This is a genomic window from Nonomuraea sp. NPDC002799 (assembly GCF_053592075.1).
The window spans coordinates 130,198-145,293 of sequence record NZ_JBSFVA010000014.1 but is presented as its reverse complement, the minus strand read 5'-3'; the positions used below and the strand labels follow the sequence as shown (position 1 = coordinate 145,293).

Here is a 15,096-nt window from a genome sequence, read left to right as displayed (position 1 = left end):
GGTCCCGGTTATGGCCTGATGTCGTGGCCGGCGTGGCGGCGGCGTACCGCGAGCCCGGTCAGGCCCGCTCCGGTCAGCAACGCCGCCCCGCCCAGCGCGAACGGCCAGCCCTGCTCCTGCGGCGCGAGCCCGCCGCCACCGGTCTCCGGATACCCCCGGGGCACCTTGTGCTCCTTCTCCCCCGCCGGCCGCCACGGGCGTTCAGGCTCCGGCAATGGGGGCGCGGACGACCAGGAATCGGTCGGCACGGGGGCGTTGGACCAAGAGTCAGTGGGGACGGGCGCGTTCGACCAGGAATCGGTGGGTGCGGGTGCGCTCGACCAGGAGTCGACGGGTTCACTGGGGAGGGAGTCGTGCGGTTCCGCGTCTCCGGACCAGGAATCGTCCTCACAGAGCGGCGGCAGGGGAAGCAGGCAGGTGGGCTGGGAGCCCGGCACCTGGGGGCCGGACTGTGCGGCGGCGGTGCCGATGCCCGCCGCCAGGCTCACACCTGCGATCACGAAGGCCGTCACCGCTCCGGCCGCTGCGAGACGTCGCGCTCTTGCCATGACCAGGCTCCAGAATCGGTTGTCGCGCCCCCGATGCGTAAGAGAGCCTCGCGAACTATTGGACCGAGCGTCAAGTAATGTGACCGAAGTGAAACAGACGAGCACGCAGGGTTTGCGTGGCGCCTGACGTGGCAGGGCCCATACGGGGATAAAAGCCGTTAATCATTCACAACAGCCCAACTGCTGCCCCGGCGGCCAGGGCATCCGGAGTGATGTGCGATGAAGGGAAGCCTGCAGTTCATCGGCAACGCCACCACGCTCATCCGCTACAACGGGTTCACCCTGCTGACGGACCCCAACTTCCTGCACCAGGGCCAGCGGGCGTACCTGGGCCACGGCCTCACCTCACGCCGCCTGACGGATCCGGCCGTGGAGATCGAGGACCTGCCGCCGCTCGACGCGGTCGTGCTGTCCCACCTGCACGGCGATCACTGGGACCGGGTCACCCGGCGGGGCCTGGACAAGGGGACCCGGGTCATCACGACCACCTCGGCGGCCCGCAAGCTGCGCCGCCGCGGCTTCACCCGGAGCGTGGGCCTGGCGGTCTGGCAGCAGTACGAGCTGCGCGGGCCCGGCGGCACCGTCAAGATCACCGCCCTGCCCGCCAAGCACGCGCCCAGCGCGGTCGAGGCGCTGCTGCCGCCCGTCATCGGGACCATGCTGGAGTTCTGCGACCGCGAGGGACGGGTGAAGCTGCGCCTGCACATCAGCGGCGACACCTTGCTCGACCGCCGCCTGGACGCGATCCCGCGCCGTTTTCCCGACATCGACCTCGCCCTGGTGCACCTGGGCGGCACCAAGTTGCTCGGCTCCCTGCTCGTCACCATGGACGGCGAGCAGGGCTCGTCCTGGGTCTGTTTGATCAATCCGCACACGGTCGTGCCGGTGCACTACGACGACTACACCGTCTTCACGTCGCCGCTGGACGACTTCCGCCATCACATCGAGCAGGCGGGCCTCTCCGACCGGGTGGTCTACATGGAGCGGGGCGAGATCCGCGAGCTCGCTCCGCACCACCTCGTCCGCCGCTGACCGCTGACCGCCGTCCGCCGCTGACCGCCGTCCGCCGCTGATCGTTTCCGGTCAGGTGTCGGACCTGGCCTTACTGGGCTGGACCCGCTTCGGCTCGCCGGGCATCTTGGGGTAGTTGGGGGGATAGGGCAGGTCGCCCCGCTCATCCGCGGCGTAGCGGTCGAGCAGGGGCTCGATGGAGTGGGCCTGGTCGTCGATGGCGGCGTGCACGTCGCCCAGCTTGGCGAAGCGGGCGGGCACGGTGCGGATGTCGAAGTCGCGCGGATCGGCGTCTTCGAGCTCCTCCCAGGTCAGCGGCGTGGAGACGGGGGCGTGCGGCTTGGCCCTGATGGAGTAGGCGCTGGCCACCGTACGGTCGCGGGCGTTCTGGTTGAAGTCGATGAACACCCGGTCGCCGCGCTCCTCCTTCCACCACGCGGTGGTCACCAGATCGGGGTCACGCTCCTCGACGGCTCTGGCCAGGGCGATGCCGGCGTGACGTACCTGGACGAAGTCCCAGCGCGGCTCGATGCGCACGGCGATGTGCGCGCCGCGGTTGCCCGACGTCTTGACGAAGCCGGTCATGCCGAACTCCGCGAGCACCTCCCGGGTGAGGAAGGCGGCCCGGCGGGCGGCGTCGAACTCCAGGCCCGGCTGCGGGTCCAGGTCGATGCGGAGCTCGTCGGGGTGCTCGACGTCGGCGGCCCGCACCTGCCAGGGGTGGAAGTCGATGGTGCCGAGGTTGGCGCCGTAGGCGATGGCGGCCACCTCGGTGACGCGCAACGACTGCGCGGTGCGGCCGCTCGGGAAGGTGACGGTGACGGCCTCAAGCCAGTCGGGATGCTTGGGAGGCATCCGTTTCTGGTAGATGGCCTCGGTCTGCACGCCGTCGGGGTGGCGCTTGAGATTGGTCGGGCGGTCCTTGAGCGCGCGCAAGGCCCCTTCGCCAACGCTCACGTAGTACTCGACCAGCTCCCTCTTGGTGGCGCCGATCTGTGGAAAGTACACCTTGTCGGGGTTGGTGACCTTGACGGTCCTCTCCCCCACTTCGAGCTCTATGTACGGCGATGCCATGCCCTGAACCTACCAAGGCGGGGCGGGCCCGTCCCGGAGCCGCCTCGGTGGCGGGACCGGGGGCTCAACGGGACGAGCCACAAGACCGTCCGCCGCCGGTACGGGCGCTGGCGCGCCACCCGTCCGGCCGTGACGATCCACCAGCGGCGCCAGCACGGGCGTGGGCTGTGCCGCTCGGCGGATCTTTCGGACGATCTCACCCCTTGAAAGGAGGCGATGACACCCCCTTGCCTACAAAGACGCAAATTCATCCCAGAAAGGATGCTTCACCCTGCGGAGATCTCTTTTTGCCGGATCTCGTACTCTGGACTCATGGACAAGGTGGTCAAGAGCGAGGCCGAGTGGCGATCCGAGCTGTCGCCTGAGGAGTTTCACGTCCTCAGGGAGGCCGGCACCGAGCGCCCGTTCACGGGGGAGTATGTCGACACCAAGACCGAAGGGGTCTACTCGTGCCGCGCCTGCGGGGCCGAGTTGTTCCGGTCGGACACGAAGTTCGAGTCGCACTGCGGCTGGCCGAGTTTTTTCCAGCCGACGGAGTCCGACGCGGTGAAGTTGATCGAGGACCGCAGCCTCGGGACGGTGCGCACGGAGGTGCGATGCGCCCGGTGTGACTCGCACCTGGGGCACGTGTTCCACGGCGAGGGCTACGCGACGCCGACGGATGATCGTTACTGCATCAATTCGGTCTCGGTGCGACTCGAACCCAAAGGGTGATCGACTAGCCACGGTGCGTACCGATCGCCTACCGAGGGTAGGAGTGTTCGCGTGCGCTTCGTCCACCTTCGCCACCGTTGGGTGACGATCGAGACCATCGGGCGCGTCGTGACTCAACGGTGTGAAGTGTGCTCGCGAACCCGCGTTCGCGTGCGATAGCCCGGACTGCGCGCTTCTCAGTCCGGCGCGGGATGGGTGACGCGGCAGGTGGTGTCGGAGGGGCCGAGGATGTTGGCGAGCACGGGGTTCCCGTTCCCGCCGAACTCGGCCTGGACGAACACCACCGGGTGGGTGACTCCGGCGGCCCGCAGGTATTCCAGCCCTCGTTCGCACAGGGTGAGGGCCGTGGCGGAGTTGCCCGCCGTTTCCGGTAAGTCGGTGTATATGCGCAAATATCCGCCGACGGTGCGGATGTCTTTCAGGCGTCTCAGCGCCTTGTCGTCCGGGCCCCAGTTCGAGCGGAAATACTCGGCCGCCCGCTGATCGGTGTGCCGCGACGGCCCGTCGGCCTTGTAACCGGCGACGTCGCCCGGCTCCGGACCGTCCGCCAGCACGTCCTCCGGAGAGGTGCTGCCCGCCACCATCCCCGGCTCGACCGCGCCGGAGGTGGCGCCCGCGGTGCCCGGCGTGGCGCCTGCCGTGGCGGCGTTCTTGGCCGGCGCGTCCTGCTGGATCCGGCGCGGTTGTGCCTCGGCGCCCGCCCGCGGGCTCACGCTTTTCTCACCGGTCGGTGCCTGCCCGGCCTCGGCTTTCTGCCCGGCGGTGGGCGGGTGTCCCGCCGTGCCGGTCGCCGCCGGTGGCGCCGGGGCCGCGTTCAGCACCCCGCCGAGCGCCGCGTTCGCGCCCAGCAGCGCGGCCCCGCCCAGCAGCAGCGCCAGTCCCGCCCGCAACCCGGTCCCGCCCGTACGCCGCCGCGCATGCCGCGCCCCCGCCCCATGCCGCCCAGCCCCGTGCCGCCCAGCCCCCGGCCGCCCACCAGGCTCGGTACGCCGGCCGGCGTCCGACCGCCGGCCTTCTTCTGACCGCCGGCCTTCTTCCGATCGCCGGCCGGACTCCCCTGGCCCACCGGCCGCCATCGCGCGACCGTCCTCCGCCGGCGGCCCGGACCCGATCCGCGTGACGAGCGCGCCCCGCGAACCAGGCTCCGCCTGCCGACCGGCCGCGTGCCGTCCCTGACCCCGTCTACCTTCCACCCCGCCCCCTTGGAACGTGCCACCGCGAGCCGCACCCACCGAACAAGGGATTTCCCTGATTGTGACAAAGCGGATGGCCGACTTCAGTTGGATCGCCAACATGGGTCTTGCTCTTTCTTGATTTTTTCCAGCAGACTGCGCATGTGGCCCAGGACGAGATCCTGAAATGTCGTGATTTACGGAAGACCTTCGGCGACCTCGTAGCCGTCGACAACGTGAGCTTCACCATCGGCGCCGGCGAAACCTACGGCCTGCTCGGCCCCAACGGCGCGGGAAAGACCACCACGATCTCGATGATCGCCGGCATCCTGGCACGCGACGGCGGCGAGGTCACCGTCGCCGGCCGCCCCCACCACACCACCAGCACCCAGGGCAAGCGCCAGATCGGCTACGTCCCCCAGGACCTGGCCCTGTATCCCGACCTCACCGCCCGCGAGAACCTGCGCTTCTTCGCCAGGATGTACGGCCTGCGCCGAGCCGCCGCCCGCCCCCGCATCGCCGAGGTCCTGGAGTCCGTCGGCCTGACCGACCGGGCGGACGAGGCCGTCCAGCGGTATTCGGGTGGCATGAAGCGCCGGCTCAACATCGGCGTGGGCCTGCTGCACCGCCCGCCCCTGCTCATCCTCGACGAGCCCACGGCCGGCGTGGACCCGCAGAGCCGCAACGCCATCCTGGAGAGCGTCTCGGCTCTGGCCGCCGACGGCGTCGCCGTCCTGTACACCACGCACTACATGGAGGAGGCCGAGCGTCTCTGCGACCGCATCGGCATCATCGACCTGGGCCGGATCAGGGCCGAGGGCACCCGCAGGGAGCTGGTCGGGCTGGTGGGCGAGCTGGACCGGATCACGCTGACGGCCGAGGGGGCCGGGGCCGTACCGGCTCTGGAGGCGCTGGCGGAGGTGCGCAGGACGAGCAGCGGCGAGGGCCACGTCGAGGTGATGGTCGAGGACGCCCGCAGGGCGCTGCCGCGCATCCTGGCGGCGGCGACCGAGGCCGGCGTGGTGGTCCGCGCGGTGGAGGTGCACGAGCCGAACCTGGAGTCGGTCTTCCTGCACCTGACCGGCAAGGCGCTGCGGGACTGACATGCGGACGATGCTGCTCATCTCGGTCAAGGACCTGCGGCAGCGGGTCAGGGACAGGTCGGTGTTCCTGCTGGCGATCGTGGTGCCGTTCGGGCTGGCGGTCATCTTCAGCCTCGTGTTCAGGGGCGTCGACGATCAGAGCGTGGCCACGTTCGTGGTGGCGGACCAGGACCGGGGGACGATCGCGACGACGTTCACCGGGCAGGTCCTGGGCCCGATGGAGCGGAACGGGGTCATCGCGCTCAGGACGGCGGCCACCGAGCAGGAGGCGCGCGCCCTGGTCGAGCGCGGCGCGGCGGCGGCCGCGTACGTGATCCCCGCCGGTTTCAGTCAGGCGGTGCAGAACCGCCGGCCGGCCACCCTGCGGGTGATCGGGGACGTGGACGCGCAGATCGGCTCGTTCGTGGCGCGTGCGGTGGCCGACGCCTTCGCCGCCGAGGTGCGCTACGTGCAGGTGGCGCTGACGGCCAAGGGCGGCGGCACCCTGGAGGAGGCCGCCGCGGTGCCCGCGCCCGTCAGCGTCGAGGACCTCGCGGCGGACCGGCGGCAACTCTCGCCGGCCGAGGGGTTCGCGGCCGGGATGGCGGTGTTCTTCCTCTTCTTCACCGTGCAGTTCGGTTTCAGCTCGCTTCTGGACGAACGCCGCGACGGCACGCTCGCCCGCCTGCTGGCCGCGCCGGTCCCCCGCTACACGATCGCGCTCGCCAAGCTGCTGAGCGGGATCGCGGTCGGCGTGGTCAGCACGGCCGTGCTGGTCGTCGCCTCCGCGCTGCTGCTGGGCGCGGAGTGGGGTCATCCGGCCGGCGTCGGGGTGCTCATCGTGGCGGGCGTGCTGGCGGCCTCCGGCGTCATGGCCATGATCGCGACCGTGGCCACGACGACCGAGCGGTCCGGCAACATCCAGGCGGTCGTCGCGGTGCTCCTCGGCGTGCTCGGCGGCGTCTTCATCCCGATCCAGCAGACGAACGACGTGTTCGCGGCGCTCAGCATGGTCACGCCGCACCACTGGTTCCTGCGCGGCCTGGCCGACCTGCACGGCGAGAACGCGCCGGTCGTGGCCGTGCTGCCGTCGCTGGCGCTGCTGGGCTTCGCCGCCGTGACGACCGGGATCGCGCTGTCGCGGGTGGGGAGGATGTTGCGGCCATGACGCCCGTGGCGACCATCGCCTGGATCAACCTGGTCCGGCTCTTCCGCGACCGGACGAACATCTTCTTCGTGGTCATCTTCCCGATCGTGCTGATCACGGTGCTCGGGTTGTCGTTCGGCTCCGGCTTCGGGCCGCGGCTCGGCGTGGCCGGCGGAACCGGCCCGCACGGCGCCGAGCTGGTGGCGGCGCTGGAGCGGTCGGGGCGGATGGAGGTGACGCGGCTCGGCAGCGACGCCGAGGCCCGGACGGCCGTCGAGCAGGGCGGACTCTCGGGCGCCCTGCTGATCCCCGAGGGGTACGACCGCGCCCTGGAGAGCTTCACCCCGATCACGCTGCCGTACGTCGGCAGGAACGAGCCCGACGCGCTCACCCTCGGCGCCGTGGTCAGGTCGGTGATCACCCAGGTGACCATGCCCGCGCGGGCCGCCGCCTACGTGCGCGACGGCTCCTTCGACGACCTCGTCGCCAGGATCGAGGCCGTCAGCGTGCCGGGCGTCACGGTGGCGGCCACCACGACGGGCCCCACGACAGGCCCCACGACAGGCAGCGCCGCCGTCTCGGGGAGCGTGACCGGCTTCGACACCGCCGCCGGCTCGCAGCTCCTGCTGTTCGTCTTCCTGACCTCACTGACCGGCGCGGCGACGCTGATCGAGACGCGGCGGCTGGGGGTGTCGCGCAGGATGTACGCCACACCGGTGTCGAGCGGCGCGATCGTGCTCGGGGAGGCCGCGGGCCGGGTGGGCGTGGCCCTGCTCCAGGGGCTGATCATCATGCTCGGGTCAGGGTTGCTGTTCGGGGTGGGGTGGGGCGATCCGCTCGGGGCCGCCGCGTTGTTGCTGATGTTCGCGCTGGTGGGCGGCGGGGCGGGGACGCTGCTCGGCGCGGCGCTGCGTACCGAGCAGCAGGCGGTCGCGCTCGGCCTGCTGGCCGGCCTCGGCCTGGCCGCCGTCGGCGGGGCGATGGTGCCGATCGAGGTGTTCTCCGCGACGATGCGGCAGGTCGCGCACGTCACCCCGCACGCGTGGGCCCTCGACGGCTTCGCCGAGCTGCTGCGCAGGGACGGCACGATCGCCGACATCCTGCCGCAGCTCGGCGTGCTGGCCGGCTACGCGGCGGTCCTCTTCGCGCTCGGCGCCTGGCGGTTGCGCGCCGCCCTCACCCGCTGAAGCGCGCCCGTCCGGCTACGGAAGGGCGGCGATGAGCTCGCGCACCGGCTTGCGGGCGCCGGTGTAGAACGGGATCTCGATCCGGGTGTGGCGGCGGGCCTCGGCTGCCCGCAGCGTGCGCATGAGGTCGACGATCCGGTGCAGCTCGTCGGCCTCGAACGCCAGCATCCACTCGTAGTCGTTGAGCGAGAAGCAGGCGACGGTGTTGGCCCGCACGTCGGGGTAGTCGCGGGCCATCTTGCCGTGCTCGGCGAGCATCGCGCGGCGCTCGGAGTCCTCCAGGAGATACCACTCATAGGACCGAACGAACGGATAGACGCTCACATAGGCCCGCGGCTCCTCCTCAGCGAGGAAGGCCGGAATGTGCGACTTGTTGAACTCGGCCGGCCGGTGCAGCGCCATCGCCGACCACACGGGCTTGCTGTGCCGCCCGAGCTGGGTGCGCCGGAACCTGGAGTAGACGTCCTGCAGGTCCTCGGCCGTGGGCGCGTGCCACCAGAACATGTAGTCGGCGTCGGCCCGCAGCCCGGCGACGTCGTAGACCCCCCTGGTCACGACGTCCTTTCCGGCGGCCTGCTCCAGCAGGTCCTCGACCTCGCCCGCCAGGCCGTCACGGTCGACGGGACACGGCTCGGTCACCTGGAACACCGACCACATCGTGTAACGGATCACCTGGTTGAGATCGCGGGCCTTGAGCCGCGCGGCAGCCTCTGTCATGTCGCTCATTCTCCCCTTTGGGAAAGGTGGTCCAGAATCCGGGCCGCGGCCGTGCGCGCCGTGCCGACGCAGGCGGGGATCCCGATGCCATCGTAGGCGGCGCCGCAGACGGCCAGCCCCGGCTGCACGGCGACCGCCGCGCGCACCCGGGCGACGCGGTCGAGGTGGCCCACGTTGTACTGCGGCAGGCCACCGCCCCAGCGCGTGACCCGGGTGTCGACCGGCAGCCCGCGCACGCCCATCACGTCGCTCATCTCCGCCATGGCCAGCGAGACCAGCTCCGCGTCCTCACGCTGGAGCAGGTGCTCCTCGCCGACCCGGCCGATCGAGCAGCGCAGGATCACCAGGTCCTTCGCCAGGTGCGGCCACTTCACCGAGCTGAACGTGACCGCCTTGACCGGCCGCCGCTCCACCGGGGGCACCAGGTAGCCGCTCATCGCAGGCGGCTCGGGGAAGGCCGACAGCGGGTAGGCGAGGGTGACGACGGCCATGCTGGCGTACTCGATTTTGGCCAGCTCGCTCGCCGCCTTGGGCACCTCGGCCTTGAGCAGCCTGCTCGCGGCCGCTCCCGGCGTGGCCACGATCACCGCGTCCGCCTCGACGATCCCGGGTCTCGGCACCGGGCCGGTCACGAGCTCCCAGCCGCCCTCGGTCCTGCGCAGCTCGCGTACGGTGACGCCCGTCCTGACGTCCGCGCCCGAGGCCTTGGCGACCGCCTCGGGCAGGCCGCCGACGCCGTTCTTCAGCGACGTGAACACCGGCCCGGCGTTCTTCGGCGCCTCCTCGACGAGCTGCCTGGCCGCGCTGAGCAGCGACCGCTCGGAACGTGCCACCGCCGCCACGCGCGGCATCGTGGCCTCCAGCGACAACATGTCGGAACGCCCGGCGTAGACGCCGCCGAGCAGCGGCTCGACCAGGCGGTCCACGATCTCGCCGCCCATCCGCGCGCGGATGTAGGAGGCCACGGACACGTCGGTGCGCACGAGCGTCGCCGGCAGGATCTGGTCGAGCGGCACGCGCAGCAGGCCGCCGGGCGAGACGATGCCCGACTTGGCCAGCTCGGTCAGATCGGCGGGCACGCCCATGATCTGGCCCTTCGGCATGAAACGCAGCGCGCCCCTGGTGTAGATGGCCGAACGCGTGGTGCCGGGGAACACCAGGTCGTCGCCGAGACCGACCGCCCTGGCCAGCTCCTGGCCCTCCGGGCGCCTGGCCAGCATGGCCTCCGCGCCGCCGTCGACGCTCACCCCCGCGACCTCCGAGGCGTACAGCTTGCCGCCTGTGCGCGAAGCCCCTTCGAGCACGGTGACCTTGACCCGCTCGCCCGCTCCCTGCCGGATGTACCACGCGGCGGCGAGACCGGAGATCCCTCCGCCGATGACGACCACGTGCGCCCGATTCCCTTCCACGCCTCCTGACGCTACCGCCTCAGCGGCTCGGCCAGCCGCTCGGGGCACGTGACCGTAACGTGATTCCTGTCGCCAAACCCGAGCGTTCCGCATCTCGTCTTATGGGCATGAGGACCTTCCGGTACGGCATCGCGCTCTCGGCCGCCTGCGCGACAGTGCTCCTGACGGGCTGCGGCGGCGGCGAGTCGTTCTCCAGAGATAGGGGGACGAGTGGCGCGGCGCCCGAGCAGGCGGCCACGAGCGCGGCCAGAGCCCGGGACGGCGGTGTCGCCGAGGAGGGCAAACCGGCGACCGCCGACCAGAAGGGCGTGGTCTCGGCCGTCACGGTCGCTCAGCAGGAGCGCCAGGTCATCTACATCGGCGAGATGACCGTGCGGGCCAAGCAGGTGGCCGCCGCCGTCCAGCAGGCCAAGCAGATCGTCACCGCGGCCGGCGGCTACCTGTCGAGTGAGCAGTCCAGCTCGGCCGGCGACACCGAGGACACGGCGACGGTGGAGTTCAAGGTGCCACCGCCCAAGTACGCCGAGGTGATCGGCAAGCTGGGCAAGGACCTGGGCAAGCAGCTCTCCATGAACCAGGGCACCCAGGACGTCACCCTGCAGATCGCCGACGTCGACAGCCGGCTCAAGTCCGCCGAGCAGTCGCTGCAGTCGCTGCGGACGCTGCTGGCGAAGGCCGAGACGGTCGGGCAGGTGCTGCAGGTCGAACGGGAGATCGCCAAGCGCGAGGCCGACCTGGAGTCGCTGCAGGCCCAGCAGAAGGAGCTGGCCGGGCAGGTCGCCATGGCCACGCTGACCTTGCGGGTGGTGGGGCCGGTGACCGTCGTCGAGGATCCGGGGCAGGAGCCGGCGGGCTTCCTGGGCGGGCTCGCGACGGGGTGGGGTGCGCTGGTGTCCTTCACCAAGGAGACCGTCACGGTGCTCGGCGCGGTGGTGCCGTGGCTGATCATCCTGGTGCCGGCGGCCGCGCTCTGGATCTACCTGGTACGGCGGAGCCGCGCCCGCCGCGCCGGCGCCCCCACGCCGCCCCCTGGCCCCGGCTCACGTCCCGGCGGCCCCGGTGGTCCCTATCCCGGCGCTCCCGGCCCGTACCCCGGCTCTCGTCCCGGTGGCCCCGACGCCCGCCCTGCCCCTGAGGCCGGCCCCGCCGGCTCCGAGGCTCGCCCTGAGCCCGATCCCGACCCGGATCCGGCGCCCGCTCCTGGCCCTCGGCGCGCCGAGCCGGGCGCGGCGTCCGCCTGAGCCGGACGTTCACACCGATGGTGCCGGCGCGGCCTTCGAACGGCCGCGCCGCATCGGACAGGGTGCGGGGGTGGTCAGCCCTGGCGGCCGTTCTCGTGCACGAAGTCGGTCAGGCGCTTGAGCTGGTCGGGGTCCGTATTGGGCAGCACGCCGTGCCCGAGGTTGAACACGTGCCCCTCGGCCGCCTCCCCTTGCCGGAGCACCTCGCGGGCCTTGCGCTCCACCACTTCCCACGGCGCCAGCAGCAGAGCCGGGTCGAGGTTGCCCTGCAGCGCCTTGCCGGGACCGACCCGGCGGGCCGCCTCGTCGAGCGGCACCCGCCAGTCGACGCCGATCACGTCGGCCTCGATGCCGTCGGGGGCCGCCTCGCCGACCACACCGAGCAACTCGCCGGTGCCCACGCCGAAGTGGATGCGCGGCACGCCCTGGATGCCCTCGAAGATGCGCCGGGTGTGCGGCTGGATGAACTCGCGGTAGTCGGCCGGCGCCACCGCCCCCACCCAGGAGTCGAAGAGCTGCACGGCCGAGGCGCCCGCCGCGACCTGGATGCGCAGGTGTTCAAGGACGATGTCCGACAACCGCTCCATCAGGGCGTGCCACAACTCCGGAGCGCCGTACATCATGGCCTTGGTCCGGTCGTGGTTCTTGGACGGGCCGCCCTCGATCAGATAGGAGCCGAGCGTGAACGGCGCGCCGGCGAAGCCGATCAGCGGGGTGCCGCCGAGCTCGCCGGTCAGGGCCTGGATGGCCTCGGTGACGTAGGAGACGTCGTCGGGCTCCAGCGGGCGCAGCGCGCCGAGCCCCCGGGCGTCGCGGATCGGGTCGGCCACGACGGGGCCGACCCCCGGCTTGATGTCGAGGTCGATGCCGATGGCCTTGAGGGGGACCACGATGTCGCTGAAGAAGATGGCCGCGTCGACGCCGTAGCGGCGCACCGGCTGCATGGTGATCTCGACGATCAGGTCGGGCGTCGCGCAGGCCGTGAGCATCGGCACGCCCTCGCGCAGCTTCAGGTATTCGGGCAACGACCGCCCTGCCTGGCGCATGTACCACACGGGGGTGTGCTGGACGGGCTGGCGGCGGCAGGCACGCAGGAAGGCGGAGTCGTCGAGGTTCACTTGACAAGGATCCCACGCATTCGTGTCGGTGCCCGCACGGGTGCGACACGAATGCAAGGTGTCGGAAAAACATGCATTGGATGCCCCAAATCATGATCAGATAGCTAGATGAAGGTTTTCCGGTCTGCTCGGCATCGGCGTCGCACACGGGTCGAACACACCCCATGGCGGACCAGAGAGCCGGTCTCGACTGGGCCAAATGTTCACCAAGCCACCGCGCGGCATCGATTAGGAGACCACTTTCGGGACACGCCGAGCGCGTTGCGGGGAATTGTCAGCGGCTCGTGCCAACGTCGGAGCCACGACCCGAAGAAAGGCCCCGTTGCGATGACCGCGTTGTGGAGTTCCCCAGAGCGCCGCAGTGAGCGCTGCGCTTCCTGCGCCGTGGTGCGGCTGTTCGAGCAGCCTCCGTGCTCTGACGGGCACGAGCAGGGCCACTGCCCCGAGTGGGCCTGCCTCGTGTGCGGCCACGCGATCATTCTCGGCTTCCCCGAGTCCACCCGACCGGTTCGCCAGCTTGTTACGGCAGCGGCTTGATCACGAAGGATGAGCACCCCCGTGGTCCCCTTCCGCCCGTCCCCGACCTACGCTTCGACTATGACGCTCGGTGACCAGCCGCCGCCCGCCCCCTTCGCGCGCGCGGCGCAGAGCCTGCGGTTGCCCGACGTCAGGCCCGAGATCGAGCTTGAGGACCTGCCCGCGCCCCAGCGGCTGGCCCCCTATTCGGCCGCCATCGGCGCGTCGGTCTACCGCGACGACGACGAGCTCGCCGTCGGCCGGCTGATCCTGCTCTACGACCCCGACGGCCAGCGCGGCTGGGAGGGCCCGTTCCGGCTGGTGGCCTACGTCCGGGCCGACATGGAGCCGGAGATCACCTCCGACCCGTTGCTCGGGCCCGTCGCCTGGAGCTGGTTGACCGAGGCGCTGGAGGCTCACCAAGCCGACTACTCCGCCGCTGGCGGTACCGTGACAAGAGCCGTGTCCGAGGGGTTCGGCAACAAAGCCGACGATCCGGTCACGACCGAGCTTGAGCTGCGGGCGTCCTGGTCACCGGCCGAGGAGGATCTGTCCGGCCATGTCGCCGCCTGGTGCGACCTCATGTGCCTGGCCGCGGGCATCCCGCCGCTCCCGCCCGACGTGGCCGCCCTGCCCCGCAGACGTGATGATCCGGAGAGTGACCGAACGAAGTGACGGCACCAGTCAAGACAGCACCAGCGTCATGAGGTCGGTGAACTCATGACAGAAGAACGCACAGTCCAGCCGCTGCTGGAGCCACGCGAGGGCATCCCACCGGTCATCGCGGACGCTGACGGGCTGGCCGAGGTCGTTGCGCGGTTCGCGGCCGGGACGGGTCCCGTCGCGGTCGACGCCGAGCGCGCCTCCGGCTACCGCTACGGCAACCGCGCCTACCTGGTGCAGCTCCGCCGCGCCGGAGCGGGCACCGCGCTGATCGATCCGGTCGGCTGCCCCGACCTGTCCTCGCTCGACACGGCCGTGTCGAGCGCCGAGATCGTGCTGCACGCCGCTTCCCAGGACCTGCCCTGCCTGATGGAGGTCGGATTCAAGCCCCGGGAGATGTTCGACACGGAGCTCGCGGGGCGGCTGCTCGGCTACGAGCGGGTGGGGCTCGGCACCATGGTCGAGACCGTGCTCGGCCTGCGGCTGGAGAAGGGTCACTCGGCCGCCGACTGGTCGACCAGGCCACTGCCGGAAGACTGGCTCCGCTACGCCGCCCTCGACGTGGAGGTGCTGGTCGAGCTCCGCGACGTGCTCCAGCAGGAGCTGACGGAGAGCGGGAAGCTGGAGTGGGCGCGCGAGGAGTTCGCCGCCGTGCTCCACACTCCCCCGCCGTCGCCCCGGTCGGACCCGTGGCGGCGTACGTCGGGCATCCACAAGATACGCAACGTGCGCGCCCTGGCCATCGTGCGCGAGTTGTGGACCATGCGCGACCAGATCGCCCGCGAGGCCGATCTCGCCCCCGGCAGGGTGCTCCCCGACGCCGCGATCGTCACGGCCGCGCTCGAAGGGCCGCGTACGAAAAAGGCATTGACCGAAATTTCAGCATTCACCGGGCGTAGTGCGCGCCGGCACATGAGCGACTGGCTCGCCGCGGTCGCCAAGGCCCGCACGCTGCCCGACAACCAGCTCCCGCAGCCCAGCACGCCCGGCGACGGACCGCCGCCGCCCAACCGCTGGGCCGACCGCGACCCGGCCGCCGCCAAGCGCCTGGCCGCGGCCCGCGCCGTGGTGGCCGCGCTGGCCGAGGAGCACCACATGCCCACGGAGAACCTGCTGCAGCCGGACGCGGTCCGGCGGCTGACGTGGGAGCCGCCCGGGGAGATCACCGACGAGAGCGTGACCGGGCGGTTGCGCGAGCTCGGGGTCCGGGAGTGGCAGCTCTCGCTCACGGGTCAGCGCATCGCCAAGGCGCTGGGGCGGCTGGAGACCCGGGGAGACCTTTAGGCACGGGCAACGGTCGCGTTCCGGCTCTCCGCCCGCACGACGACCGTTGCCCGCCCACCCGCACGTTCCGCCCACCCGCTTTTCGCCCGTACGCCAACCGTTGCCCGTACGCCAACCGTTGCCCAGGGCCAGAACCCCTCGCGAAGCCAGATCTAGGCGCTGTTGACCCACGCACCGCCGTTCGCGCTACTTGACGCCTCTGCCAGGGCGGCC

14 protein-coding genes are annotated in these 15,096 nt (G+C 71.2%); 8 read left to right on the top strand and 6 right to left on the bottom strand.

What is annotated here, in order from left to right; genetic code table 11:
* Nucleotides 1-8 precede the first annotated feature (8 nt).
* On the bottom strand, nucleotides 9-548 hold the full coding sequence (locus ACWD0F_RS25405; protein ID WP_449879412.1) for a hypothetical protein: 540 nt from the start codon (nucleotides 546-548) through the stop codon (nucleotides 9-11).
* Between the two features lie 219 nt (nucleotides 549-767).
* On the opposite strand from ACWD0F_RS25405, the gene ACWD0F_RS25400 reads away from it, so the two are divergent.
* Nucleotides 768-1,580, top strand: coding sequence for an MBL fold metallo-hydrolase (locus ACWD0F_RS25400; protein WP_449879410.1), 813 nt, complete (start codon nucleotides 768-770; stop codon nucleotides 1,578-1,580).
* Between the two features lie 51 nt (nucleotides 1,581-1,631).
* On the opposite strand, the gene ligD is transcribed toward ACWD0F_RS25400, so the two are convergent.
* Nucleotides 1,632-2,633, bottom strand: coding sequence for a non-homologous end-joining DNA ligase (gene ligD / locus ACWD0F_RS25395; protein WP_449879408.1), 1,002 nt, complete (start codon nucleotides 2,631-2,633; stop codon nucleotides 1,632-1,634).
* A gap of 312 nt (nucleotides 2,634-2,945) precedes the next feature.
* Here ligD and msrB point away from each other — a divergent pair, with 312 nt between their 5' ends.
* Nucleotides 2,946-3,347, top strand: coding sequence for a peptide-methionine (R)-S-oxide reductase MsrB (gene msrB, locus ACWD0F_RS25390; RefSeq protein ID WP_449879406.1), 402 nt, complete (start codon nucleotides 2,946-2,948; stop codon nucleotides 3,345-3,347).
* Nucleotides 3,348-3,523: 176 nt separating this feature from the next.
* On the opposite strand, the gene ACWD0F_RS25385 is transcribed toward msrB, so the two are convergent.
* Entirely contained in the window at nucleotides 3,524-4,237 is a 714-nt protein-coding gene (locus ACWD0F_RS25385) for a hypothetical protein (RefSeq protein ID WP_449879404.1), read from the bottom strand.
* A gap of 446 nt (nucleotides 4,238-4,683) precedes the next feature.
* Between ACWD0F_RS25385 and ACWD0F_RS25380 the strand changes: the two genes are divergently transcribed.
* From ACWD0F_RS25380 to ACWD0F_RS25370, 3 genes are read left to right on the top strand one after another with little or no spacing between them, the layout of a single operon-like run.
* Entirely contained in the window at nucleotides 4,684-5,622 is a 939-nt protein-coding gene (locus tag ACWD0F_RS25380) for an ATP-binding cassette domain-containing protein (RefSeq protein ID WP_449879402.1), read from the top strand.
* Nucleotides 5,623-5,632: 10 nt separating this feature from the next.
* Nucleotides 5,633-6,769, top strand: a complete 1,137-nt coding sequence (locus tag ACWD0F_RS25375) for an ABC transporter permease (protein WP_449879400.1) — start codon at nucleotides 5,633-5,635, stop codon at nucleotides 6,767-6,769.
* On the top strand, nucleotides 6,766-7,935 hold the full coding sequence (locus ACWD0F_RS25370; protein WP_449879398.1) for an ABC transporter permease: 1,170 nt from the start codon (nucleotides 6,766-6,768) through the stop codon (nucleotides 7,933-7,935). Before ACWD0F_RS25375 ends, ACWD0F_RS25370 begins: the two co-directional genes overlap by 4 nt.
* Nucleotides 7,936-7,950: 15 nt before the next feature.
* Here ACWD0F_RS25370 and hemQ read toward each other — a convergent pair whose 3' ends face one another.
* Both hemQ and hemG read right to left on the bottom strand, forming a co-directional pair.
* Nucleotides 7,951-8,661: a hydrogen peroxide-dependent heme synthase gene (hemQ, locus tag ACWD0F_RS25365; protein ID WP_449879396.1), complete on the bottom strand. Its 711-nt coding sequence runs from the start codon at nucleotides 8,659-8,661 to the stop codon at nucleotides 7,951-7,953.
* Nucleotides 8,658-10,061, bottom strand: a complete 1,404-nt coding sequence (hemG, locus tag ACWD0F_RS25360) for a protoporphyrinogen oxidase (RefSeq protein ID WP_449879394.1) — start codon at nucleotides 10,059-10,061, stop codon at nucleotides 8,658-8,660. The genes hemQ and hemG overlap by 4 nt, the downstream gene beginning before the upstream one ends.
* Nucleotides 10,062-10,168: 107 nt before the next feature.
* On the opposite strand from hemG, the gene ACWD0F_RS25355 reads away from it, so the two are divergent.
* The gene (locus ACWD0F_RS25355; protein WP_449879392.1) at nucleotides 10,169-11,302 is read left to right on the top strand and encodes a DUF4349 domain-containing protein; all 1,134 of its coding nucleotides are present in this window, start codon (nucleotides 10,169-10,171) and stop codon (nucleotides 11,300-11,302) included.
* Between the two features lie 74 nt (nucleotides 11,303-11,376).
* Here ACWD0F_RS25355 and hemE read toward each other — a convergent pair whose 3' ends face one another.
* Nucleotides 11,377-12,420 (bottom strand): uroporphyrinogen decarboxylase, encoded by a 1,044-nt coding sequence (gene hemE, locus ACWD0F_RS25350; RefSeq protein WP_449879390.1) that lies wholly within the window; start codon nucleotides 12,418-12,420, stop codon nucleotides 11,377-11,379.
* Nucleotides 12,421-13,017: 597 nt separating this feature from the next.
* Between hemE and ACWD0F_RS25345 the strand changes: the two genes are divergently transcribed.
* Both ACWD0F_RS25345 and ACWD0F_RS25340 read left to right on the top strand, forming a co-directional pair.
* Complete coding sequence (locus ACWD0F_RS25345; protein ID WP_449879388.1) at nucleotides 13,018-13,611, top strand: DUF3000 domain-containing protein; 594 nt, start codon at nucleotides 13,018-13,020, stop codon at nucleotides 13,609-13,611.
* A 45-nt stretch (nucleotides 13,612-13,656) separates the two neighbouring features.
* The gene (locus ACWD0F_RS25340; protein WP_449879386.1) at nucleotides 13,657-14,883 is read left to right on the top strand and encodes an HRDC domain-containing protein; all 1,227 of its coding nucleotides are present in this window, start codon (nucleotides 13,657-13,659) and stop codon (nucleotides 14,881-14,883) included.
* Nucleotides 14,884-15,096: the final 213 nt, after the last annotated feature.